Here is a 21,843-nt window from a genome sequence, read left to right as displayed (position 1 = left end):
CGCCGCCGGACCCCAAGCCCTAGATCGTTGAGTAGTTCCACTCACGACACGACCTGCCCCCTTCACGCATGATCATCGCCGTGGAGGTGCTGCGACGTGTGGTGATCGGCGCGCTGGTCGGCGCCGTCTTCGGATGGGGCTACTACCTGCTGACCGGACCGTTCACCCAGAAGGTGCTGTGCCCCGGTGGCGGGCTGGAGTGCCTTGGCGCCGTCTTGCTCACCGCGGGTGGCGGGCTGGTCCTGGTCCTGGTGCTGGCCGGACTGGTTCTGCGGTTGCTGGGCTTGCGCCCCGCGTGGCCGACCGGCTGCATGAGCGCGGTGATCATCGTGGTCGCCGGGCTGGTCGTGTCCGCCAACGCCGGCGTCGGCACTCGCTTCGATTTCGCGGCCATCGGGGTCTTCGCGTTCGCATATGCCTTGGCCGCCGTGGTGACCACTGGTTGGGGTGTAGATGGCTAGTGGTCGAGGTCGACCGGCTCGCCCCTGATCGCGGTCACCGCGCCGCCGGTCTGCGCGGCGAGCCAGGTCTCGAACGCCTCCGGCTCCTTCGTGAGCACCGTGAAGGTGACGTCGTGGCCGTACTCGGTGTCCGCGACGTGGTACCCGGACGCGCGCAACGCGTTCTCCAGTTTGCCCGCCTGGTCGTGGTCCACGGCCAGAAGCACGCTCTCGTGGCGTTCACGGGTCAACGTGCCGATGGCGTCGATGGCCTCCGACACGGCCCGCCCGTACGCCCGGACCAGGCCACCGGCGCCGAGCTTGATGCCGCCGTAGTAGCGGGTGACGACGACGGCGGTGTCGACGAGATCCCGCCGCGTCAGTACCTCCAGCATCGGCACCCCGGCCGTGCCGGCGGGTTCGCCGTCGTCGGACGAGCGCTGGGTGTCGCGGGTGCGGAACGCCGTGCAGTTGTGCGTGGCCTGCCAGTGCTCCTTGCGGATCCGCGCGAAGAACTCGGCCGCCTCCCGCTCCGAGGCGACGCGGGCGACGTGGCACAGGAACCGCGACCGCCCGATCTCGATCTCGTGCGTGCCGTCCCGCTTGATCACCTTCACCGCTCGATTGTGCGCCGCCTCTGCTCGGCCTCCCCGAACAGGGCGTCCAGCTCGGCCGGCGGCACCTCCTCCAGCTGCTCGAACGTGCACTCGGCAGGCGTCTTGTCCGGGCGGAAGCGCACCAGCCGCGCGGTGTGCCGGAACCGGCCGCCCTGCACGTGCTCGTAGCGCACCTCGGCCACCCGTGACGGCTCCAGCAGCACGACCTGCAGCTGCTTCTCCGGGTTCCACCGGCTGTTCATGCCCGGCCCCTCGTAGGTCGCCCACGCGGCCCACGGGTGCTCGGCGGGGTCGAGCAGCGGTGCGAGCTCCTCGACGAGCTCGCGGCGGCGGGCCGCGGTGAAGCTGCTCGCCACGCCGACGTTGCGCAGCTCACCGTCCTGGTAGAGCCCCAGCACCAGCGACCCGACCGTCTCGCCGTCCTTGTGCCGGCGGTAGCCCGCGACCACGCAGTCGGCCGTCCGCGCGTGCTTGACCTTGAACATCACCCGCTTGTCGGGCTCGTAGACGCCGTCGAGCGCCTTCACCATCACGCCGTCGAAGCCCGCGCCCTCGAACCGCGTGAACCAGTCCTGCGCGACGTCCGGGTCCGTCGTGGACGGGGTGAGGTAGACGCCGGGGATCTCGGTGACGACCTCCTCCAGCAGCTTGCGGCGCTCACCGAGCGTGCGGGTCGTGACGTCGGTGTCGCCGCAGGCCAGCAGGTCGAACGCGACGAAGCTCGCCGGGGTCTCGACCGCGAGCTTGCGGACCCTCGAAGCGGCCGGGTGCAGCCGCAGCTGGAGGGTGTCGAAGCTCAGCCCGTCCGGGGTGACCAGCACGATCTCGCCGTCGACCACGCACTTCGGTGGCAGGGCCTCGCGCAGCAGCTCGACGACCTCGGGGAAGTAGCGGGTCAGCGGCTTGTCGTTGCGCGAGCCCAGCTCCACCTCGTCGCCGTCGCGGAACACGATGCAGCGGAAGCCGTCCCACTTCGGCTCGTACGCGAGACCGTCCGCGCGCGGCAGTTCGGGCACGGACTTCGCGAGCATCGGCTTCACCGGCGGCATCACGGGCAGGTCCACGCCCGTGACCATAGGCTCAGCGCAGGGCGACGGCGAGTTTTTCCAGCTCCCGCACGTCCGCGTCCATGCCCTCGTCCTCGGGGACGGCCAGCGCGATCGGCCGCCGCAGCGACACCTGCCCGGACCTGCGCGTCTCGAGCCCGGCGCGCAGCCGTTGCGCCAGCGGCAGCTCGTCCGGCGTCTCGGCGACGTACGGGCTGATCCGCACCAGCCCGTCCCGGCACTCGATCACGCGCCGGTAGTAGCGCCGGTGCACGCCGCGCAACGAGAACGCGTCGCGCCTCGACGGCACGCGGTGCAGCGCGTCCTCGGGGAACGACTCGTTCAGCAGCGTCCACAGCGGAGCGAGCCGGTGGTAGGCGCGCAGGTGCCGCCACCACAGCCGCATCGCCGCGAACCGCATCGCGGCGATCGGGTAGACGACGCCGATGACGATCAGCAGCACGCCGGGCAGCAGGAACCACACGGCCGTGGTCAGCAGCCAGCGGGGCAGCGGTGTGCCGAAGTAGCGGGAGACGTTGGACGACACGAAGATCGCGTCGGCGGGCACCAGCAGCCCGAGGCCCGTGGAGGTGATCAGCAGGCCCCGGCGCAGCCGCGGGTCGGCGCCGCGGGCGTAGCGGCGGGCCCAGACGAACATCGCCGCGAACCCGTAGAGCAGATAACCGTTGCCCAGCGCGTAGAAGACCGTGATCGCGAGGACGCCGGTGGGGCCGCCGCCGAGCGAGTTCGGCACGCGCGCCGCCGCGACGCGCAGGTCGTCCGGGATCGCCAGCACCGCCCACGTCATGGCGGTGACGCAGAGGACCAGCGGGGCGAGCTGGAGCCACGCCTGTCTGCGCGCTCGGGTGTCGTCGAGGGCGGAGAAGATGAAGAAGCAGATCAGGCCGTACACGCCGACCTGCAGCAACGCGTGCTGGATCAGCTGGCAGACCATCGGGTCGAGGCCGAGGAACCACCGGCCGTTCGCCGCGGCCCGGCCGAACGGGTAGCCGACCGCCCAGCCGGCCACGAGACCCGTGACGCTGCGCAGGCGTGGGTCGTGCGGGCGGCGGAAGAGCAGGTACAGCATCACGGCGAGCGCGGTGAACGCGACGACGCCCTGGGTCTCCTTGAGGTACTGCATCTACAGCCACCCGATCCGGTCGGCCAGCGAGGACGCCATCCGGCGCGCGGGGCCTTCCGCGTTGCGCGGCGCCACCTTGTCCAGCACCGACGCCCACTCGAGGATGATCGTCGCGACCGTCTCGGCCTCGCGCTCGTGCTCGGTGTCGTAGGAGGTGCGCCGCAGCGCGCGCCGCACGGCGTCCGGTTCGAGGTCGGGGTAGAGGCCCGTGAGCAGCTCGTCGTCCTGCTCGTCGCTGGTGTGACCGGCCAGCAGGTGACCGAGCTCGTGCAGGATGATGTGGTTCTGGTGCGCCTTCGACGTCTCCTGCTGGTAGAGGATGTAGTCGGCCTTGGCGGTGGCGATCCACACGCCGTACGGGCCGGGCACCGGGATCGGATGCGCGATCAGCCGGATCGGTCTGCCCCGCTGGTCGCCGACGCGCCGGCAGAGCTCCTCCACGTCGAGCGGGGGCTGGATGTCCAGCTCGTTCAGCAGACGGCGGCACCGCCTGCGCAGCTCACGTTCGGCCACGATCATCCTTCGCCGCGTTCGGCCTGTTCCTGTCGGTAGACGACGTCGAGCAGCTCCATGACCAGACGCCGGCGGTCGGGTGACAGCTCGCCCGCCCGCATCGCCATGAGCTGCGCTTCGCTGCCCGCGGCGATCTCGTTGAGGCGGTTCTGCTCCTCCTGCAGCGACTTGAGCTGCTCGTCGACGCGGTCGGTGACCTCGTCGTCGAAGAAGTAGCTCACGGGCACACCGAAGAAGCCTGCCAGGGCCTGCAGGTGCTTGAACGTCGGGTTGTCCTTCTTGCCCTTGCGCAGCTGCCAGATGTAGCTCTGCGAGATGGTCACGCCGGTGTCCGCGATGGCGGCCGCGACCTGCTCGTTGCTGTACTCCTGGCCGGAACGGGAGGTGTGCCGGGCGAAGAGGTGGTTGAGCTTGTCAGCCAGGGACCGTTCCCCCGCCATTGCCGGCTCCCCCCGTTGCGCGCAGTGAGCGTTTCCACCCATGGAAAGGGCTATCTGGGTGACGGGATTTTCACCAGTTGAAACCCGTCCAATCGTCAACATAGACTCCTGGCGAGCCTGTCTCAACTGCGGTGAGGAGGAGCTCGGACATGGCGCTTGCCGAACGGCAGGGATCCTTTCACCGGACCGTGATCGACGTCGTCTACAAGACCATGAACCAGCTGGCGCAGACGGACTCGCCCAACGAGGTGTTCCAACTGCGCGAACAGCTGCGTGCCGCCCTGCCGTGGTGGCGGGGGCTGCTGCGGATGCACGAGCCGAACGAGCGGCACCGGTGCAAGTCCTGCCACTCCTGGTACGGACGGCACCGGGCGTGGCCCTGTCCCGTGTGGCGGGACGCGGTGTCGGCGTTGCACCAGCTCAATGACATGTACGGGTTCCTGGCGTCGTCGCAGGCGGCACGTCCGGTGCCGAGGGAGCGGGTGGTCGTGAGCAGTGCCGGCCGCTTCGGCGACCGGCACCACTCGCGGTCCTCCTAGCCCAGGCGGAAGCTCTGGGCCGCCGAGCCGGTGCAGGTCGCCTGGACCAGCTGCACGCCGTCACCGGTGCCGGCCGGCGCCGACAGGCACTTGCCGGAGTGGCGGGCGGTCAGCGCCGAGTAGCCGTCCGCGCCGGTGGTGACGCGCCACTGCTGGTTGGCGCCGCCCACGTAGTCCCACAGGTGGATGCCGGCACCGTCCGCAGTGGACACGTCGCTCACGTCCAGCACCTTGGCGGGGTTGTTGCGGTACTCGACGCGGGAGTAGCCGTCGCTCGTCGCCACGGCGCGGAAGTTCTGCGCGGTGGTGGAGTTGCAGGTGTACTGCTGGATGACGGTCCCGTTGCCGGCGCCGGCCGAGCGCGCGTCGACGCACTTGCCGTTGCCCTTGTTGACGAGCGTCGTCCACTCCGGCTGCGGTGGCTGCGAGCCGCCGCCCAGCCACAGCAGGCTGTCGATGAGGAAGTTGTTCTGGTCGGGACTCGCGAAGGTGGACGACAACGGCCGGTTGTTCGCGTAGTCCATCGCGTTGTGGCCGAAGTTGGCGTAGATCATCTTGAAGTTCCGGTTCGTCCACATGATGGGGTAGTAGCCGCTGCGCCACTGCTGGTTCGGGTCGGTGCCGAGCGGGAAGCTCGACGGGTCGACACTCGCCAGGATCTGGATGTCCGGGTTCGTGCGCAGGTCGCGCGACCAGCTGTACCACTCGCTCACCGACGAGGTGAACCTCTCCGGCAGGCGCAGGGTCGACGGGTGGGTGCGGGTCTCCACCTTCAGCGTCGCGGTGGTGGGACCCCAGGTGTTGCTGACGAAGTTCCCCTTGCCCAGGAACGTGTTGTGGTACCACGGCCACTCGTCGGCGTTCTGCGTGAACGCCGAGACGTGGAAGCCGAGCCACGCGCCGCCCGCCTCGATGTAGCGCTGGAACCCGGCGCGCTGCGCGCCGTTCGGCAGGTCGTCGAGGAAGATCACGACCTGCGCCTGCGCGGGGGTGAGGCCGACCAGCCGGTTCCAGTCGGTGGTGGCCTCGTAGGTGAACCCGTTCTCCTGGGCGGCCCTGGCGAGCCAGGGGTTCGCCTCCTTCACGAACGAGATGTGGGCCAGGTCGTTGGTGCCGTAGTAGAAGCCGAGCACCTTGAACGACGCGGCCTTCGCCGCGTGGGTTCCGGAAACCGGGACGAGGGTCGCGGCGAGCAGAGCCAGCAACGCCAGCAGTTTTCTTGCCATGCGGGCACGCACCTTCTGTCGCAGGGGTTGCGCGCCCGAAGATCATCGTAGGGATGGTCCAGACCTGTTGGGGACCGGGACGTTCACAGAATTCTCTTGCGCCACACCATGAACCCGCCCAGCACCGCCAAACCGCCCAGTGCCGCCACCACGGCGGACAGGCCGAACCTCATGGTGTCGGAAGGAGGTTGTTCGACGGTCGACGCAACGGGAACGGGCCGCGGCGTGCTCGGCTTCGGCGTGGAGGGCGCGGCGGTGCTCGGCGTGGTGGTGGTCGTGGTCGTCGCGGCCGGGGCGGGCGGGACCTGCTTCACCTGCGGGGCGGGAGGAGGAGCGGCCACGGCGGGCGCGGGTGCGGGTTCAGGCGCCGCGATCTCGACGTCCGTGCACGAGTAGTAGGTGTCCGGGGTGTCGGTGTTCTGCCAGACGGTGTAGATCAGGTGCCGCCCGGTGCGGTCCTGCGGCAGCCGCACCTTGAACTCGTAGGAGCCGTTGACCAGAGGGGGACTGGGCACCGAGAGGAACTGCTCCAGGTCCGCCCACCGCAGCGGTTGCGCCGGCGAGTAGCCGTCGCGGGTGACGTAGAACCGGAACGAGCCCTGGTGCGGGATCGTCGCCCGGTAGGTGAAGTCGGTGCTCGTGAGCTTCGTCGCCGGCCACTCGGCGGTCGGCAGGTCGAGCCCGGCGTACCTGGGCAGCCCGGCGCTGCACAGCTTGCCGTCCGGCACGCGCGCGGCGTCCTGGCCGGCCACGTTCGGCAACCGGATGTTGTCCCACTCCTTGGACGGCAACCCCGCCTGAACGGCACTGCGGCAGGGCGGGGATGATGCTGTTGGCTGACCGGGCGAGCACAGGAAAGCCCTGCTCGCGGGGTCGGTGGGCGCGCCATGGGCGTGCGCGGGAACCGCGGAGAGCATCATGAGCAGCGTCAGTACGCCCACTAGGCGAAACACGAGCACCTCCCCTGTCTTTCTAGGGGTACGCGTGCCAGGCCCGAGTCGTTCACGGAAGATGTGTTGACATGTCCTTCGCTGATGAGGTGTCCGCAGCCGCAGCCCGGCTCGGTGGAGTCGCCCGCACCACGCCGCTGGAGGTGAACCAGCGGCTGTCCGAGAGGACCGGGGCGCGGGTGTGGTTCAAGCGCGAGGACCTCCAGGTCGGCCGGTCGTACAAGCTGCGCGGCGCGTTCAACCTGCTGTGCCAGACCGAGTTCGCGTTCGGCGGCGCGGTCTGCGCGTCGGCGGGCAACCACGGCCAGGGCATGGCCTACGCGTGCCGCCGCCTGGGCATCGAGGGCCGCGTGCACGTGCCCCGCACCACACCGCGGCAGAAGCGCGACCGCATCTCCGCCCTGGGCCAGGGCATGGTCCAGCTGGTCGTCGACGGCGACACCTACGACGACGCGGCCGCGTTGGCCAAGGAGTACGCGCTGAGCACGGGCGCGACCCTGGTCCCCGCCTTCGACGACCGCCGCACGGTCGCCGGTCAGGGCACCGTCGGCCTGGAGATCGTGCAGCAGCTCGGCGGCGCCCCCGACGTGGTCGTGGTGCCGGTCGGTGGCGGCGGTCTGCTCTCCGGCGTCGGCACCTGGTTCAAGGAGCGCTTCCCGCGCACCCGTGTCATCGGCGTGGAGCCGGCGGGCGCGGCGAGCATGATCGCCGCCCTGCAGGCGGGCCACCCGGTGACGCTGCCCGAGGTCGACTCGTTCGTCGACGGCGCGGCGGTCCGGCGGGCCGGTGACGTGACGTTCCCGATGGTGCGCGACTGCGGCGCCGAGCTGCTGAGCGTGTCCGAGGGCGCGGTGTGCACGGAGATGCTGGAGCTGTACCAGATCGACGGCATCATCGCGGAGCCCGCGGGCGCGCTGGCCTCGGCGGCGCTGCTGGAGGAGATCTCGGTGGCGCCCGACTCGACGGTCGTGTGCCTGCTCTCCGGCGGCAACAACGACGTCTCGCGCTACGCCGAGATCGTCGAGCGGTCCATGGTGCACCGCGGGCTGAAGCACTACTTCCTGGTCGAGTTCCCGCAGGAGCCGGGCGCGCTGCGCAGGTTCCTCGACGAGGTGCTCGGCAAGGACGACGACATCGTGCTGTTCGAGTACGTCAAGCGCGACAACAGGGAGACCGGTGCCGCGCTGGTGTGCATCGAGCTGGGCCGTCGTGAGGACTACGACCTGCTGCGGGGCCGGATGAAGGAGTCCCCGCTCAAGATCCAGCACGTGGCGCCGGGCACCACGGCCTACCGGTTCCTGATTTGACCCTCACCCGTCCGGGTGGTCGATGAAGGGAACCTTCCTGCACCTCAGGTGGAGGAAGGTTCCCTTCATCGACAGGGGCTCACGGCTTCGGGCAGGTCTTCCAGGCGAAGTGGTAGGTCGTCTCGATCGACCCGTCCGTCGAGTCCATCGAGATGAAGCTGGTGGTCTTCTTCGGGTCCGAGGTACCCGCGTTGGCCCGCAGCTCCGTGTTGATGTTGAAGTTCCGCTTCTCGCCGCACGGGGAGTAGACGATCGCGGCGACGTCCGTGGTGTCGGTCGCCTGCCAGTTGTCGCTCAGCGGTCCCTTGTAGTCGTGCTGCATGGGAACGGTCTGCGACATGCCCTGGAAGTAGTAGCTCGCCTTCTGCATGGCGGTGGCGCCGCGCTCCAGGCTCGCGAAGCCGCGGTAGTCGGCGGACGCGATGCCGTAGGTGAAGCCCGACGGCACGTTGACCCGCAGGTTCAGCTGACAGTTCTTTCTGAAGTCGGTCGGCCCGGCTCCGACACCGACCAGCGCCATGTACTCGCTGTAGGTGACGGTGAAGGCCTTGTTGTCCGGGCTGACGGCGACCGCGGCCGTTCCCGCCCGGCAACCTGACCCGTTGATCGTCACGACGTCGATGGTGATGATCTCCGGCGGCGGCGTGGTGCCGGGGGCGCCACCGGGCGGGATGATGATGGTCGACATCGCGAGAGCGGCCGCGGCCACTGTGTTGAGCATGGGGCACCTTTCCGTCTGTGGTTCAACAATGCGCGGGCGGCGGCATTGGGTGCCTGGGTCAGCAGCGCTTCCAGGAGAACTGGTACTTGGTGCTCACGCTGCTGTCCGTGGAATCCATGGTCATGAAGCTGTTGGCCTTCGACGCGCTTCCGGCGTTCACCCGCAGCTCGGTGTTGATGTTCAGGTGCCGTACTTCTCCGCACGGTGCGTAGATGATTTCCGCCACCTGGGCGCGGTCGGTTGCCTGCCAGTTGTCGCTCACCGGGCCGTAGAAGTTGTGGCTGCGGCTCGCCGTGTCGGACATTCCCTGGAAGTAGTAGTTTCCTCTTTCCGTGCCCGTGGCCCCCGACTGCAGGTTGGCGAAGCCGCGGTAGTCCGCCTGGGCGATGCCGAACGTGAAGCCCTGCGGGTAGCTCACTCTGATGTTGAGCTGGCAGTTCTTCCGGAAGTCCGTCGGTGACGAGCCCTGGCCAGCCTGGGCGAGGTACTGGCTGTAGGTGACCGTGAACGCCGTGCGGTCGTCCGCGGAGGCGACGGCCGCGGTGCCGGCCGGACAGCCGGAACCGTTCACGGTGACGACGTCGATCGTGACGAAGTCCGGAACATCGGGAACAGCATTCGCTGCGGGAGCGGTGACCACCGCGGACAGCGTGAGGGCAGCAGCCAGCACCGTTTTCAGCATGGCCAGCCTTTCTTTCCAGAAGTGCGATACCGGCGGCGGAGGTCAAACGATATCGGAAACCCTGTGTTGCGAAGGGCCGCCGATCGGGTGACCGAATTCTTCGGCAATGTTCGTCGGAAAGCAGGGCGAAGAGCACGCCCCGAAATATTCGGCCGTGCGCGAACTATGCTCACCCACCGTGTGCCGAATTGACCTGACGATTGTCTGACGATCGCCGTTCGCTGGGCCGTTCGAGTGATCCGCTCGGGCGCCGGAGGTGATCTGGGCCGCATCCCGGGATGAACCGGCCCCGCCCGGACGTTGATGCCGGTGACGACGACCGATCTCTCGCGAGGAGTGCGCCTGATGGCTCCCGACCAGCTGACCGTCTACTCGACCTCGTGGTGCGGCTACTGCCGGATCCTGAAGAGCTCGCTCGACCGCGAGGGCATCGAGTACGTCGAGATCAACATCGAGGAGACGCCCGGTGCGGCCGACTTCGTGATGAGCGTGAACGGCGGCAACCGCACGGTGCCGACCGTCCACTTCCCGAACGGCAAGGCGCTCACCAACCCGTCGCTCGCCCAGGTCAAGGAACAGCTCGCGGCCTAGCCGTGGAGCTGCGCGGTCGTCGAGGCACCGTCGAGCGCCTCGCGGATGATGTCCGCGTGCCCCGAGTGCTGGGCGGTCTCGCGCAGCACGTGCAGCACGACCCGCCGGACCGACCGCGGTGCGGGGTCCGGGTCCCACGGTGCCGGCGGCATCGGGATCAGCTGGTCCGGTGAAGCGGCGCGCACGGCCTCGTCGGTCGCGCGCGCCGCTTCGGCGCAGGAGGCGAGCAGCTCGTCGAACGAGCCGCCCTCCCAGGTGTACTGCCCGGTGTCGAGCATCCCCTCGGGCAGGCCCGGTCGTCCGCACAGGAGGTGCGTGTAGGTGCGCTCACACCAGGTGAGGTGCTTGAGCAACCCACCCAGCGTGAGCTCGCTGACGGTCGTGCGCTTCCTGGCGTCCGCCTCGGACAGGCCCCGCATCGCGATGCGGAAGACCCGGCGCTGGTCGTTGAGCATGTGCAGCAGTTCGTCGCGTTCCACGGACGGCGACGCTATGGCCGAACCAGGACAGGCCGGGTCCTGCTAGCAGTAGAGGTTCGCTCCGGCCGGCACGCCGAGGATGCCGGTGAACTGCTGGTAGCTCGACACGCGGCTCTGCACCTGCGCGGGGTTGCGGCCGTCGCACTCCAGCGACCCGTTGATGCTGCGGATGGTCTGGCCGAACCCGCTGCCGTTCACCATCGCGTTGTGCCCGGTCATGCTGCCCGGCCCGGTCTGCGTCATCCAGTACCAGAGCCCCGTCTTCCACGAGATCGCGGAGTCGGTGGCCACCCAGTCCGGGTTGCGCAGCAGGTCGAGGCCGAGGTCACGGCCCGCCGCGTAGTAGTTGAAGTTCCACGACAGCTGGATCGGGCCGCGGCCGTAGTAGTTCCGGTCGCCGGCGGGGCAGCCGTAGGACCGGGTCTCGTCGCAGTAGTCGCCGCTCTGGTCGATCTCCCGGACGTACACGAGGCCGCCGGTCTCGTGCGAGACGTTGGCGAGGAACGCCGCGGCCTCCTGCTTCTTCACGGTGTCGCTGCCCGTGGTCGCGAACGCGGGGAACGCGCTCATCGCGGCCACGAGCCCGCTGTAGCTGTAGAAGCCGTTGCGGTTGGGGAACATCTGGTTGAACTGGGTCTCGCTGACGACGAAGCCGCCGCCGCCGCCACCTCCGCCGTTGCAGGTGTACGGGTCCCAGTACCAGGTGGAAACCGTTGGGCTGTAACCGGGATTGTCGTGCTCGGCGATGTAGAAGCTGCCTTCGAACCGCACGATGGAACCGGCCGTGTACCACTGCCCCTGCACCCAGTCGGGGTAGTTGCAGGTGCCGCCACCGCCGCCGCCGTCACAGTTGTACGGGTCCCAGTACCACGTTGAAATCGTTGGGCTGTAACCAGGATTGTCGTGCTCGGCGATGTAGTGGGCGCCCTGGTACCTGACGACGGCGCCGGTGACGTACCACTGGCCCTGCACCCAGTCGGTGAACGTGCAGGACTGCGCCGACACGTCCGCCTGGGAGGAAGCGGACGGTGTGATGACGGCCAGCGCCGCCGTCATCACACCCGCCGCGATGGACGCCAAGATGCGTTTTCTCAGCAATGTCACCCACTCCTGGAGTCTGCGCGCCCGAGGAATCGAGGATGTGAACAAGGCTGAGACTGGCATCGGTGGTCCAGACCAGTCAAGGGGTCTATACCATTACGCACCCGAGCCGTACGGCCTGGTGATGATCTCCAGCCGGTGGCCGTCCGGGTCGTCCCAGTAGACGCCACGACCGCCGTCGTTGCGGTTGATCTGCTTGTGCTGACTGCGGAACGGGTCGGCCCAGTAGTCGAGCCCGCGCTCGCAGATCCGGTCGAAGATCTGGTCGAACTCCTCCTCGGTGACCAGGAACGCGTAGTGCTGCACGGTGATCGGCGCCGGGCTGGTCACGTAGTCGAGGGAGACTCCGTTCGCGGCCTCGACGACGAGGAACGGGCCGAAGCGCACCGGCTCCGGCAGGCCGAGGAGCTCGGTCAGGAAGCGCGCCGAGCGCTCCTGGTCGGTGGCGTGGACGATGGTGTGGTTGAGCTGTACGGGCATACCTCCTGCCTACTCCGCTGTCAGGGACTTGTCAGCGCGGCCGGTGATGATCGCCCCATGAAGAGAGGGATCATCGCCGTCGCCGTGGTGTTGCTGGGCTTCGTCTTCCCCGGTGTCGCGAACGCCGAGACGCCGCCGGGGTGCTCGAGCGCCGCGCAGATCGGGTCGACCGCGTACGTCAAGTACCGCGGCAACAACATCGCGTCGGTGAAGCAGTTCGCCGGTTGCGGCTCCAACTACTCGTACGTGTACATGTGGGAGAGCTTCCGCAACTCCGGTCACCACTGGATCACCCAGACCGCCGTGGCGGTCTACAGCAGCGCGAGCGACAGCACGCCGGACAGTCACAAGGGTGGCAGCAGCAACCCCTACGACCCCAAGGAGCTGTGGAGCAAGCCCGCCGACACCCTCGACAAGTGCACTGCCGCCTACGGTCTCGTGAGCGTGGCGCAGGACGACAACTTCACCGCGTACACCGGCAAGCGCTGCTAGATTCCACGCCGCCCCGACCTCCGAGGGGTGTCGGGGCGGCGACGATCACGCAATACTGCGTCAATGCGGACACTGGTTGTAGCCGGGCTGTTACTGGGTCTAGCAGTCCCCGCACAGGCACAAACAGACGCAGACCCCTCGTCCCTCGTCAATCCCTTCGTCGGTACCCAGAACTTCGGCAACACCTTCCCCGGCGCCTCGGTGCCGTTCGGGATGGTGCAGGTCAGCCCCGACACGGGAGGTCAGGGCGGGTACGACTACAAGGCCAACTCCATCTACGGCTTCTCGCAGACGCACCTGTCGGGCGTCGGCTGCGGCGTCATGGGCGAGCTGCCCGTGATGCCGACGGTCGGGCCCGTCGACAACGTTGACATCAACGCCTACAAGTCGCCTTTCAGTCATTCGGACGAGCTCGCCCAGCCGGGCTACTACCGCGTCGGGCTGTCCCGGTACGGGGTGAACGCCGAAGTCACGGCGACGCCGCGGACGGGGTGGCAGCGCTACGCGTTCCCGTCCTCGTCGGCGGCCAACGTCCTGTTCAACACCGGACGGTCGAACCAGACCGTGCTGGACTCGGAGATCCACGTCGTGGGTGACCGGACCATCGAGGGCCGGGTGCGCAACGGCCGGTTCTGCGCGGGCAAGGACGAGCACACCGTGTACTTCACGGCGTCGTTCGACCGGCCGTTCTCGTCCTTCGGCTCGTGGCGGGGGAGCGTTCCCACGGCGGGTTCCCGTGACGCTGCCGGAACTGGGGGCAACGGCGCGTGGGTCACGTTCGACGCTTCCGCCGACCGCGATGTCGTGCTGAAGATCGGCCTGTCCTACACCGGGCTGGAGGGCGCGCGGCGCAACCTCGCGGCGGAGGCGCCTTCCTACGACTTCGACGCGACCACGAAGGCGGCGCGCGAGGTCTGGAAGAAGCAGCTCGACGCGGTGCGGGTGTCCGGCGGGTCCCGGGATCGGCAGGCCGCCTTCTACACCGCGCTGTACCACTCGGTGCTGCACCCGAACCTCGCCGGTGACGTCGACGGCAGGTACACCGGTTTCGACGGGAAGGTGCGCACGGCTTCCGGTTACACGCCGTACCAGAACTTCTCGTTGTGGGACACCTACCGGCCGCAGAACCAGCTGCTGCAGATCCTGGAACCGCAGGTGGCCCGGGACGTCGCACTGTCCGTTGTGGCCAGTGGACGGGACGGCGGGTGGTTGCCGCGCTGGGCGCTGGCGTCGTCGGAGACCAACATCATGACCGGCGACCCGGTGACGCCGTTCCTGGTCGAGGCGTGGTCGAAGGGGTTGCTGCGCGGGCATGAGGAGGAGGCGTACCAGCTGTTGCGCGCCAACGCCTTGTCGTTGCCTCCCGCTTCATCGCCGTACAACGGGCGGTCGGGCGTCACGTACTACTCGGACCGCGGGTACATCCCGTCGGGGCTGAAGCTCGGCACGGACTGCGCGCACAAGGGCGGCGACAACGACTGCGTGCACCCGGCGTCGGCCACCCTGGAGTACTCGGCGGCGGACGCCTCGCTCGCGTTGATGGCGCGCGGTCTGGGCCACGGCGCCGACGCGCGGCTGTTCGCCGACCGCGGCCAGTGGTACCGCAACCTGTGGGACTCGTCCATCGGTCAGTTCCGGCCGCGCACGGTCGCCGGCACCTGGCTCACGCCGTACAACCCGGTCGACGCGTCGCACCAGTTCCACGAGGGCGGCGCCTACCAGTACCAGTGGCTGGTCCCGCAGGACCCGGCCGGGCTGGTGTCGCTGATGGGCGGGCGCGAGACGTCGGAGAAGCGCTTGGACGACTTCTTCGCCTACGAGAAGCTGCTGGTGGACCCCGCGGGCACCGCGCGGCACGACTGGATCACCGAACCGTACGACTACTACGGCAAACCGACCTACAACCCGAACAACGAGCCCGACCTGCTCGCGCCGTACATGTACCTGTGGACGGGCACGCCGTGGAAGACCGCGACGGTCGTGCGGGCGGCGATGACGTTGTTCACGACCGGCCCGGACGGCATGACGGGCAACGACGACCTGGGCACGATGTCGGCCTGGTACGTCTTCTCGTCGCTGGGCCTGTACCCGACCTTCAGCGGGTCGGGCTTCCTCGCGCTGTCGTCACCGCAGTTCCCGTCCGCGACCGTCCGCATAGGACAGTACGGGGCGCAGGGCGGCACGCTGGTGGTGTCGGCGCCGAACGTCTCGGACTCGGTCCGTTACGTGCGGTCCGCTTCGCTGAACGGGCGTGACGTGCGCAGGACCTGGCTCGACTGGTCCTCGGTGCGGCACGGCGGGAAGCTCTCGTACGAGGTGGCCGCGAAGCCTTCGTCGTGGGGCACCGCGCGTTCCGACGAGCCGCCTTCGCTCAACGACGGCAACGCGGACTCGCGGCGTGCCCTGTCGGCGTCGTTGCGCAACACCGAGATCGTCATGCCGACCTCGGACACCGCGCAGTCGCTGACGTTGCAGCTCGACGTGCTGGCGCAGTCGCCGTCCGCGGTGCCGGTGCGGCCTTCCGTCACCGCGCCGGACGGCTGGAAGGTGAGCGGTGCCACGCCGTTCGTGATCGTGTCGCGGCATCTGCCCACGCAGAAGACCGTGCCGTTGACGGTCACCGTGCCCGCCGGTGCCCCGGTGGGTTCGTACCCGGTCCCGGTCTCGGTCGGCGACGTGTCCGTGAAGGCCGTGGTCGAGGTGAAACCGGCCGCGGTGTGCGCGTTCTCGTCGTGCTCGGTGGACGTCGGGCCGGAGCGCAACCACGACGGGACGGCCACCGCGGACGCTCCGGCGTCCGGTGACTTCGACGGTGGCGGCTGGAGCTACGACGCGGCGCTGCTGCCCGCGGCCGGGCCGGTGACGTGGGGCGGGATCACCTACCAGGCACCGGACCCGTCCGGGACGGCGCCGAACTTCGTCGAGGCTCGCGGGCAGGGGTTGTTGTTGCCCGCCGGGAAGTTCTCGTGGCTGCACGTTGTCGGTGCGTCCTACAACGGGCCCGTGTCGACGGCGTTCACCGTGTGGTACACGGACGGCACGTCGGCCGAGGTCGCGGCCTCGGTGCCGGACTGGGCCGGTGACGGTCCCGCGGTGCTGGAGATGCCGCACCGGATCAAGGCGGGCAAGGGGGTGGACGGCCCGGCGGTCCGGTTGTTCGGGCAGTCGTTGCGACTGGACGCGGCGAAGACGGTCCGGTCGGTGACATTGCCGGATGATCCGCGAGTGGAGCTGTACGCGCTCACACTTGCCTGATGGAACGACTGGAAAGTGGAGTGCGGTCCCGCGTGTGGGCCGACGGCGACCGCATCGTCAAGCAGGTCATCGGCGATGCGGCCGCCTTCACCCGCGAGGTCACCGCGCTGCGGCTGGCCGGACACACCGGCATGGTGCCGCGCGTCCTCGACGTCGACCCGGACACCCGGACGATCGTGATGGAGCGGCTGCCGTCCCATCCGTTCGACGAGGACTGGGTCATCGACTACGCCCGCGGTCTCGCCCGGCTGCACCAGGCCACGGGTCCCGAGCACGCCGGAGCCCTGCCGCGCCAGGAGGTTCCCGATCCGGAGCCGTTCCTGCGGTTCGTGCGCGCGCTGGAGGTCGAGGTCGGGGACGCGGAGACCGAGCTCGCGTTCACCGACACCGGCAGGTTCGACCTCCTGCACGGCGACCCGTGTCCTGGCAACGACATGTACACCGAACGCGGAGCCCGGTTCGTCGACCTCGAAGGCGCGATGCTCGGCGACGGGCTCACCGAGCTGGTGTACCTGCGGATTGGTTTTCCGACCTGCGCGACGGTGTCCGAGACACCGAAGGAGCTGCGGGAGGCCGCCGAGCGGGCCTACTTCGCCGAACGCGGCTGGACCGAGCCGCTGGAGGACGCCTGCGTGCGGTGGCTGGTCCAGGGTGACGCGCTGGTGCAGCGGGCCGAGCGGGACGGCACCGACCACCTCGCGCGGGTCGTCGACGAGGACTGGTTCTGGTACAGCACGACCGCGCGCGGCCGGTTGATGTTCCGGGCGCGGGTGGTGGCGGGGTTCACCGAGACGCACCCCGCGATGAGCGCGCTCGCCCGGCGGTTGCTCGACCGGATGAACCGGATCTGGGAGCCGCAGCCGATCGCGACCCGGCGCACGCACATCTCATGACCAGGCGGACAGCCGCAGACGCGAGGTGAAGGAGCGTTCCTCGCCCGTGACCGGGTCCACGAAGGACAACGTGCGGGCGAGGAGCTGCAGTGGCGACGAGAAGTCGTCGAGCGGGCGTTCCCGCAGCACCGGGTAGAAGTCGTCGTTCACGATCGGCACGCCCAGTCCGGACATGTGCAGGCGCAGCTGGTGGGTGCGGCCGGTCAGCGGCTTCAGGTGGTAGCGGCCCAGGCCGTTGCGATGCTCCACAAGAGACACGTGCGTTTCGGCGTTCGGCGGGCCGTCGACCTCGAAGGCGGTGATGATGCCCCGTTCCTTGATGATCCGCGAACGCACCACGGTGGGGAGATCGAGCTCAGTGGAGTACGGGGCGATGGCCTCGTACTCCTTGGACACCAGGCGGTCGCGGAACATCGTCTGGTACTTGCCCCGCAGCTCGCGCCGCACCACGAAGAGCACGAGACCGGCCGTGACGCGGTCCAGCCGGTGCGCGGGGGAGAGGTCGGGCAGGCCCAGCGAGTCGCGCAGGCGGACCAGGGCCGTCTGCATGATGTGCCGGCCGCGCGGGATCGTGGCCAGGAAGTGCGGCTTGTCGGCCACCACGATGTCGTCGTCCTGGTGCACGACGCCCACCTCGAACGGCACCGGCACCTCGACGGGCAGGTCGCGGTGGAACCAGATGTAGGAGTCGGGCACGAACGGCGCGTCGACCCCGAGCGGGCCGGAGACGCCCCAGATCCGCTCCTCGCGCAGCATCTCCTCGATCCGCGCCGGTGCCACGCGCGGCAGTCGTTCCACGAGGTGGTCGCGCAGGGAGAGCCACGAGCCCCCAGACGGCAGCTTCAGCCGCGCGGCGTCCAGGCCGTTGCGCTGGGGGAGCGGGGAGGAGGGTTTGCGTCTCATCGCACCCGCCAGTCTAAATGGTCGGAAAAGTCGAACGATACCGCTCGGAAACATTCGCTGTACTGAATGGAAGCGAGGGCTGAAGCTCTAGCGCATGGCAGTCTTCCTGGTCCTCGGTTCGGTCGTCTCGCTGCAGTTCGGCGCGGCGTTCGCCAGTCAGCTCTTCGGGCAGATCGGCGCGCCCGGCGCCACCGCGCTGCGGCTCGGCATCGCGGCGCTGATGCTGGCGGTCGTCACCAAACCGAAGTTCCGCCAGGAGACCGTCGTGCTCGGCCTGACCATGGCGGGCATGAACGGGACGTTCTACCTGGCGCTGGACCGGATCCCGCTCGGCGTGGCGGTGACGATCGAGTTCCTCGGGCCGCTGGGCGTCGCGGCGGTCCTGAGCAGGCGTCCCAGGGACTTCGTGTGGGTGGGGCTCGCGCTCGTCGGCGTGGTGATCCTGGGCGTGCGCGAGTACACGGGCGCGCACCTGGACCTGATCGGGGTGGTGCTCGCGCTGCTCGCCGCGGCGTTCTGGGCCTGCTACGTGCTGGCCGGCCGCAGGCTCGCGACCGAGGGCCTCGGCACCGGCGGCCTCGCGGGCGCCAGCCTGGTCGCGGCCGCGCTCACGTTGCCGTACGGGCTTTCCACGGCCGGTGCGGCGTTGTTCGAACCCAGGACCCTGATGCTGGGCGCGGTGGTGGCGCTGCTGGCGTCCGCGATCCCCTACACGCTGGAGATCCGGGCGCTGAAGACGTTGCAGGCCGGCACGTTCGGCGTCGCGCTGGCGCTGGAACCCGCCGCCGCGGCGCTGGCCGGTGCCGTGCTGCTCGGGCAGCACCTGAGCCTGATCTCGCTGTGCGCCATCGCGCTGGTCATCACAGCGGGGGTTGGAGCAGCGCTGTCGACCGCGCCAGCGTCTCGCGAAACGCCCGCACCGCGGGATGCTGACCTCGTCCTGCCCGTGCCGCGGTGAACAGCAGCCGCGACTGGGCGACCGGCAGTTCGTGCAGGTCGACGGTGACCTCGCGGTCGTACCACACCAGGTCCGGCAGCAGCGCGACCGCGAGACCCCGTTCCACGAACCGCAGCTTCACCAGCACGTCGGTGGAGGAGAACCGCACGTCGGGCTCGAAGCCGTTGTGGCGGCACCAGTTCACGTTGAACGTCCGCTGCGGGAAGCCGTCCGGTTCCATGATCCACGGGTAGGACGCGATCCCGTCGACCGGCAGTCCACGCGGGACGGCCAGCCGGATCGGGTCCCGGCACACCTCCCGGTACTCCAGCCCGGTGAACCTGGCCTCCGGCTGGTCCGGCCACTCCTCGACGAACACGAGGTCGAAGTCCCTCGCGTTCAAGGCGGAAAGCGCTTCCGCGGGGTCGAGCACCTGAAACTCGATCCGCAGTGACGGATGCTCGTCCCGCATGCGCGCCAGCGTCGCCGGGATCAGCGCGAGGGCCGCGGTCTGGAACGTCGCGACCCGCAGCGTGCCGGTGATCTCGTGCAGCGACGCGGCCACCTCGGACTCGGCCTGCTCCAGCCGTGCGAGCACCTCTTCGGTGTGCCGCACCAGGATCTCCGCCTGAGGTGTGAGCTTCACTCGCCTTCCGACGGGTTCCAGCAACGGCACGCCGACCTCGGTCTCCAGCAACGAGAGCTGCTGCGACACCGAGGAAGGGCTGTAGCTCAGCGCCTGGGCGACGGCGGCGAGCGTGCCGCGCTGGGAGAGCTCGCGCAGCAGGCGCAGCCGATGAAGGTCGAACATCGGATCATTATCGGCTACGCTGCCGTTACCGCCCCCTGAGAAAACGTGCTGGCTTCAGCACGTCTTGAGGAGGTTTCGGTATGTCGAAACGACTCCGCACCATCGCGGGGTTCGCGCTGGCGACCGGTCTGCTCGTGTCGGGCTCCCCCGCACAGGCGCAGGTCGAGGCAGGGCCGTGGACCAGCTACTCGCCGTCGTTCAGCGTCCAGGAACGCGGCTGCGGCAAGGTCACCGACCTCACGTTCCAGCTCACCTGCTCGAACTCGAGCGGTGACCAGCGTGCCGAGCGCCGGTACGCCACCTACACCGGCGGCACGCGGCAGTTCGAGGGGAGCTTCCGGATCACGAGTCTCGGCGGCACCCGCATCAGTCTCAAGCAGACGTTCAAGGACGATCCCGGCGCGGGACCGTACTACCTGCTGGCCGTGGAACGCGGTGGCCGGTTGTACGCCGTGCACGGTGGCAACACCATCGCCACCGGGGCGACCGTCGGCACGACCGTGCGCGTGAACACCGTGCACGTCGTCGGCAGCACGCACCGCACCTACATCAACGGCTCGAAGAAGTACGAGGTGTCGAGCCCCGGCGGGAACTTCTACGACAAGTTCGGCGCGTACCGGACCGCGAGCGGTCAGGGCCCGGCGACGGTCGTGTGGAGCGACATCAAGTTCTGGCGCAAGTGAGGATCATCCTGGTGGGACTGCTGTTCCTGGCTGCCTGCGGCCAGGAACGGCAGGACCCCGTGCTGACGTCCGAGCTGACCTCGCCGACCGACGTGACGCTGCACTGGCGTCCGCAGCCGGGGGCGGCCGGGCAGGTCGTCGAGTACGCGAACGCGGCCGACGGCGACTACGTGGTCCTGGAGTTCGCCCCGCCGGGGAAGACCTCCTACCGGCATCCCGACCTGATCCCCGAAACGCAGTTCTACTACCGCGTCCGGCCCTACACCGGGCCGTCTTCGGCCACTGTGGACATCACGTTGCCACCCGGTGACGAGGTGCCGGAGACCGACGGGCACGAGTGGGCGGAACCGCGCAAGGGCGGCGGGGGCACGCATCCGGTGTCGTCACCGGAGGCGACACCGGGCAACCTGAAGGCGGAGGTGAAGCACGCCAACGGGATCCTCTTCACCTGGGAGGACCACGCGTCCGACGAGGAGGGCTACCTGATCGAGCTCAGGCCGGCGGGCGCGGCCGACTACCGCGTCGCGGCGCGGCTCGACCCGGACGTCACCTCGTTCGGGCTGATCACACTCCCAGACGAGAAGACCGCGACCTATCGGGTGCGGCCCTTCCGGTTCGGAGCACCGTCGAACCTGACGCATCAGACGACGGGGAAGGTCTGAACCCCTGTCTGGCGGTCCACGCGCTCGCGGCGAGAAGCAACGCCGCGAGCGCGTAGGGCCAGGTCGTGTCCTCGGTGACGGCGAGGGCGACGTTGATCAGCGTGAGCAGGGCGAACACGGAGCTGAGCAGCCACCAGGTCAGGTGGTCGGAGTTCAGGCGGGAGGTCATGGCGGGGCGGTTACCCGTTTTCGAGCGCCCTCACACCTTCTTCCTCCTCTTTTTTCTCGCCGCGCCGGCGCATGAACCCGAAACCGGGGATGCCGAGGATGGCCTGGCGCATGTCGCTCGTGACCTCGAGCAGCTGGTGCACCTCCGGGCCCACCCGGTCCAGCGTCGCGAGGATCGGCAGGATGTCGCTGGTGAGGTGCTCGGTCAGCACCGGCAGCTCGTCCACGAGCTTGATCGCGGCCTCGACCTCGTGCGGCGAGAGCTCCTCCACGAACCGCTTCGCGAGCGGCTGGGCCTGCCGGGCGATCGGCTCGTAGAGGCCGATCAGCTCGCCTGCCGTGTGCGCGGTCCGGTCCGCGGTCGTGACCACGTGCGCGGCCCGTTCCGCGACGTCGCTCGCGCTCGCCGTGATCGCGCGGACCTCGTCGACGGCCTTCTCCGCGTCGGCCACCACGTGCCCGGTGCGTTCCACGAGCGCGTCGGCCTTGCGCACGATGCCGTCGACCGCGTCGATGGTGCCGTTGACCTTGCGGACCAGCTGCTCGACTTCGCCGATCAGGCTCAGCACGCGACCCGGGACCGCGGCCACGGCGGCCGTCGTGCCGATCGCGGTGTTCAGCGCCTGCTTGGCCAGTCCCATGCCGGGGATCTCCATGCGTCCACTCTGCCTCACGCGTTGATCTTTCTGGGGGAGCGCCATTCGGTTTTCAAAATTGTCAGACCCCGTCATTACCTTCGTTGATGTCGGCCGGTCGGCTGACC

The 21,843-nt window shown here is 69.0% G+C and carries 25 protein-coding genes; 10 read left to right on the top strand and 15 right to left on the bottom strand.

Annotated elements, in window-relative coordinates; translation table 11 throughout:
* Positions 1 to 68: 68 nt before the first annotated feature.
* Complete coding sequence (locus tag ABZV40_RS26765) at positions 69 to 461, top strand: hypothetical protein (RefSeq protein WP_355447004.1); 393 nt, start codon at positions 69 to 71, stop codon at positions 459 to 461.
* On the opposite strand, the gene ABZV40_RS26760 is transcribed toward ABZV40_RS26765, so the two are convergent.
* The 5 genes from ABZV40_RS26760 to ABZV40_RS26740 are packed head-to-tail and all read right to left on the bottom strand — an operon-like array spanning position 458 to position 4,200.
* Positions 458 to 1,057 carry a YigZ family protein gene (locus ABZV40_RS26760; protein WP_355447001.1) on the bottom strand — a complete coding sequence of 200 codons (600 nt, stop codon included), beginning with the start codon at positions 1,055 to 1,057 and terminating at the stop codon, positions 458 to 460. The two genes, ABZV40_RS26765 and ABZV40_RS26760, sit on opposite strands and share 4 nt — an antisense overlap.
* The gene (locus ABZV40_RS26755; RefSeq protein WP_355446999.1) at positions 1,054 to 2,121 is read right to left on the bottom strand and encodes an ATP-dependent DNA ligase; all 1,068 of its coding nucleotides are present in this window, start codon (positions 2,119 to 2,121) and stop codon (positions 1,054 to 1,056) included. The genes ABZV40_RS26760 and ABZV40_RS26755 overlap by 4 nt, the downstream gene beginning before the upstream one ends.
* Positions 2,122 to 2,137: 16 nt before the next feature.
* Positions 2,138 to 3,247, bottom strand: coding sequence for an MAB_1171c family putative transporter (locus tag ABZV40_RS26750; protein WP_355446996.1), 1,110 nt, complete (start codon positions 3,245 to 3,247; stop codon positions 2,138 to 2,140).
* A complete protein-coding gene (locus tag ABZV40_RS26745) occupies positions 3,248 to 3,760 on the bottom strand; it encodes a hypothetical protein (protein ID WP_355446993.1) in 513 nt (170 codons plus the stop codon).
* A gap of 2 nt (positions 3,761 to 3,762) precedes the next feature.
* Positions 3,763 to 4,200 carry a helix-turn-helix domain-containing protein gene (locus ABZV40_RS26740; RefSeq protein ID WP_355446990.1) on the bottom strand — a complete coding sequence of 146 codons (438 nt, stop codon included), beginning with the start codon at positions 4,198 to 4,200 and terminating at the stop codon, positions 3,763 to 3,765.
* A 149-nt stretch (positions 4,201 to 4,349) separates the two neighbouring features.
* On the opposite strand from ABZV40_RS26740, the gene ABZV40_RS26735 reads away from it, so the two are divergent.
* A complete protein-coding gene (locus ABZV40_RS26735) occupies positions 4,350 to 4,739 on the top strand; it encodes a hypothetical protein (protein WP_355446988.1) in 390 nt (129 codons plus the stop codon).
* Here the strand turns inward: ABZV40_RS26735 and ABZV40_RS26730 are convergent.
* On the bottom strand, positions 4,736 to 5,965 hold the full coding sequence (locus ABZV40_RS26730) for a ThuA domain-containing protein (protein WP_355446985.1): 1,230 nt from the start codon (positions 5,963 to 5,965) through the stop codon (positions 4,736 to 4,738). The genes ABZV40_RS26735 and ABZV40_RS26730 overlap by 4 nt on opposite strands.
* A gap of 83 nt (positions 5,966 to 6,048) precedes the next feature.
* Positions 6,049 to 6,918 carry a lytic polysaccharide monooxygenase gene (locus ABZV40_RS26725; protein WP_355446983.1) on the bottom strand — a complete coding sequence of 290 codons (870 nt, stop codon included), beginning with the start codon at positions 6,916 to 6,918 and terminating at the stop codon, positions 6,049 to 6,051.
* Between the two features lie 68 nt (positions 6,919 to 6,986).
* On the opposite strand from ABZV40_RS26725, the gene ilvA reads away from it, so the two are divergent.
* Positions 6,987 to 8,222 (top strand): threonine ammonia-lyase IlvA, encoded by a 1,236-nt coding sequence (gene ilvA, locus ABZV40_RS26720; protein ID WP_355446980.1) that lies wholly within the window; start codon positions 6,987 to 6,989, stop codon positions 8,220 to 8,222.
* 79 nt (positions 8,223 to 8,301) lie between these two features.
* On the opposite strand, the gene ABZV40_RS26715 is transcribed toward ilvA, so the two are convergent.
* Both ABZV40_RS26715 and ABZV40_RS26710 read right to left on the bottom strand, forming a co-directional pair.
* A complete protein-coding gene (locus ABZV40_RS26715; RefSeq protein WP_355446977.1) occupies positions 8,302 to 8,943 on the bottom strand; it encodes a DUF4360 domain-containing protein in 642 nt (213 codons plus the stop codon).
* A gap of 58 nt (positions 8,944 to 9,001) precedes the next feature.
* The gene (locus ABZV40_RS26710; RefSeq protein WP_355446974.1) at positions 9,002 to 9,625 is read right to left on the bottom strand and encodes a DUF4360 domain-containing protein; all 624 of its coding nucleotides are present in this window, start codon (positions 9,623 to 9,625) and stop codon (positions 9,002 to 9,004) included.
* A 345-nt stretch (positions 9,626 to 9,970) separates the two neighbouring features.
* Here ABZV40_RS26710 and ABZV40_RS26705 point away from each other — a divergent pair, with 345 nt between their 5' ends.
* Positions 9,971 to 10,216 carry a mycoredoxin gene (locus ABZV40_RS26705; protein WP_355446971.1) on the top strand — a complete coding sequence of 82 codons (246 nt, stop codon included), beginning with the start codon at positions 9,971 to 9,973 and terminating at the stop codon, positions 10,214 to 10,216.
* Here ABZV40_RS26705 and ABZV40_RS26700 read toward each other — a convergent pair.
* From ABZV40_RS26700 to ABZV40_RS26690, 3 genes are all read right to left on the bottom strand, one after another.
* Positions 10,213 to 10,695, bottom strand: a complete 483-nt coding sequence (locus tag ABZV40_RS26700) for a DUF664 domain-containing protein (protein ID WP_355446969.1) — start codon at positions 10,693 to 10,695, stop codon at positions 10,213 to 10,215. The genes ABZV40_RS26705 and ABZV40_RS26700 overlap by 4 nt on opposite strands.
* A gap of 42 nt (positions 10,696 to 10,737) precedes the next feature.
* The gene (locus tag ABZV40_RS26695; protein ID WP_355447083.1) at positions 10,738 to 11,751 is read right to left on the bottom strand and encodes a glycoside hydrolase family 19 protein; all 1,014 of its coding nucleotides are present in this window, start codon (positions 11,749 to 11,751) and stop codon (positions 10,738 to 10,740) included.
* 141 nt (positions 11,752 to 11,892) lie between these two features.
* Positions 11,893 to 12,276: a VOC family protein gene (locus tag ABZV40_RS26690; protein WP_355446966.1), complete on the bottom strand. Its 384-nt coding sequence runs from the start codon at positions 12,274 to 12,276 to the stop codon at positions 11,893 to 11,895.
* A 57-nt stretch (positions 12,277 to 12,333) separates the two neighbouring features.
* Between ABZV40_RS26690 and ABZV40_RS26685 the strand changes: the two genes are divergently transcribed.
* The 3 genes from ABZV40_RS26685 to ABZV40_RS26675 all read left to right on the top strand — a co-directional run bounded on the left by ABZV40_RS26685 (position 12,334) and on the right by ABZV40_RS26675 (position 16,916).
* Positions 12,334 to 12,768, top strand: coding sequence for a hypothetical protein (locus ABZV40_RS26685; RefSeq protein ID WP_355446964.1), 435 nt, complete (start codon positions 12,334 to 12,336; stop codon positions 12,766 to 12,768).
* Between the two features lie 63 nt (positions 12,769 to 12,831).
* Positions 12,832 to 16,023, top strand: coding sequence for a GH92 family glycosyl hydrolase (locus ABZV40_RS26680; protein WP_355446961.1), 3,192 nt, complete (start codon positions 12,832 to 12,834; stop codon positions 16,021 to 16,023).
* On the top strand, positions 16,023 to 16,916 hold the full coding sequence (locus ABZV40_RS26675; protein ID WP_355446958.1) for a hypothetical protein: 894 nt from the start codon (positions 16,023 to 16,025) through the stop codon (positions 16,914 to 16,916). The genes ABZV40_RS26680 and ABZV40_RS26675 overlap by 1 nt, the downstream gene beginning before the upstream one ends.
* On the opposite strand, the gene ABZV40_RS26670 is transcribed toward ABZV40_RS26675, so the two are convergent.
* A complete protein-coding gene (locus ABZV40_RS26670) occupies positions 16,911 to 17,819 on the bottom strand; it encodes an RluA family pseudouridine synthase (RefSeq protein ID WP_355446955.1) in 909 nt (302 codons plus the stop codon). The two genes, ABZV40_RS26675 and ABZV40_RS26670, sit on opposite strands and share 6 nt — an antisense overlap.
* Positions 17,820 to 17,913: 94 nt before the next feature.
* Here ABZV40_RS26670 and ABZV40_RS26665 point away from each other — a divergent pair, with 94 nt between their 5' ends.
* Positions 17,914 to 18,777, top strand: a complete 864-nt coding sequence (locus tag ABZV40_RS26665; protein ID WP_355446952.1) for an EamA family transporter — start codon at positions 17,914 to 17,916, stop codon at positions 18,775 to 18,777.
* Here ABZV40_RS26665 and ABZV40_RS26660 read toward each other — a convergent pair.
* Positions 18,680 to 19,567, bottom strand: a complete 888-nt coding sequence (locus ABZV40_RS26660; protein ID WP_355446949.1) for a LysR substrate-binding domain-containing protein — start codon at positions 19,565 to 19,567, stop codon at positions 18,680 to 18,682. The genes ABZV40_RS26665 and ABZV40_RS26660 overlap by 98 nt on opposite strands.
* Before the next feature lie 80 nt (positions 19,568 to 19,647).
* Between ABZV40_RS26660 and ABZV40_RS26655 the strand changes: the two genes are divergently transcribed.
* A complete protein-coding gene (locus ABZV40_RS26655) occupies positions 19,648 to 20,250 on the top strand; it encodes a hypothetical protein (protein WP_355446946.1) in 603 nt (200 codons plus the stop codon).
* An 11-nt stretch (positions 20,251 to 20,261) separates the two neighbouring features.
* On the top strand, positions 20,262 to 20,912 hold the full coding sequence (locus ABZV40_RS26650) for a fibronectin type III domain-containing protein (RefSeq protein ID WP_355446943.1): 651 nt from the start codon (positions 20,262 to 20,264) through the stop codon (positions 20,910 to 20,912).
* A gap of 179 nt (positions 20,913 to 21,091) precedes the next feature.
* Here ABZV40_RS26650 and ABZV40_RS26645 read toward each other — a convergent pair whose 3' ends face one another.
* The gene (locus ABZV40_RS26645) at positions 21,092 to 21,754 is read right to left on the bottom strand and encodes a hypothetical protein (RefSeq protein ID WP_355446940.1); all 663 of its coding nucleotides are present in this window, start codon (positions 21,752 to 21,754) and stop codon (positions 21,092 to 21,094) included.
* Positions 21,755 to 21,843 lie beyond the last annotated feature (89 nt).

The organism is Lentzea sp. NPDC004782 (assembly GCF_040609115.1).
In the GTDB taxonomy this organism is placed as follows: domain Bacteria; phylum Actinomycetota; class Actinomycetes; order Mycobacteriales; family Pseudonocardiaceae; genus Lentzea.
This window is presented reverse-complemented; position numbering and strand designations above follow the sequence as displayed.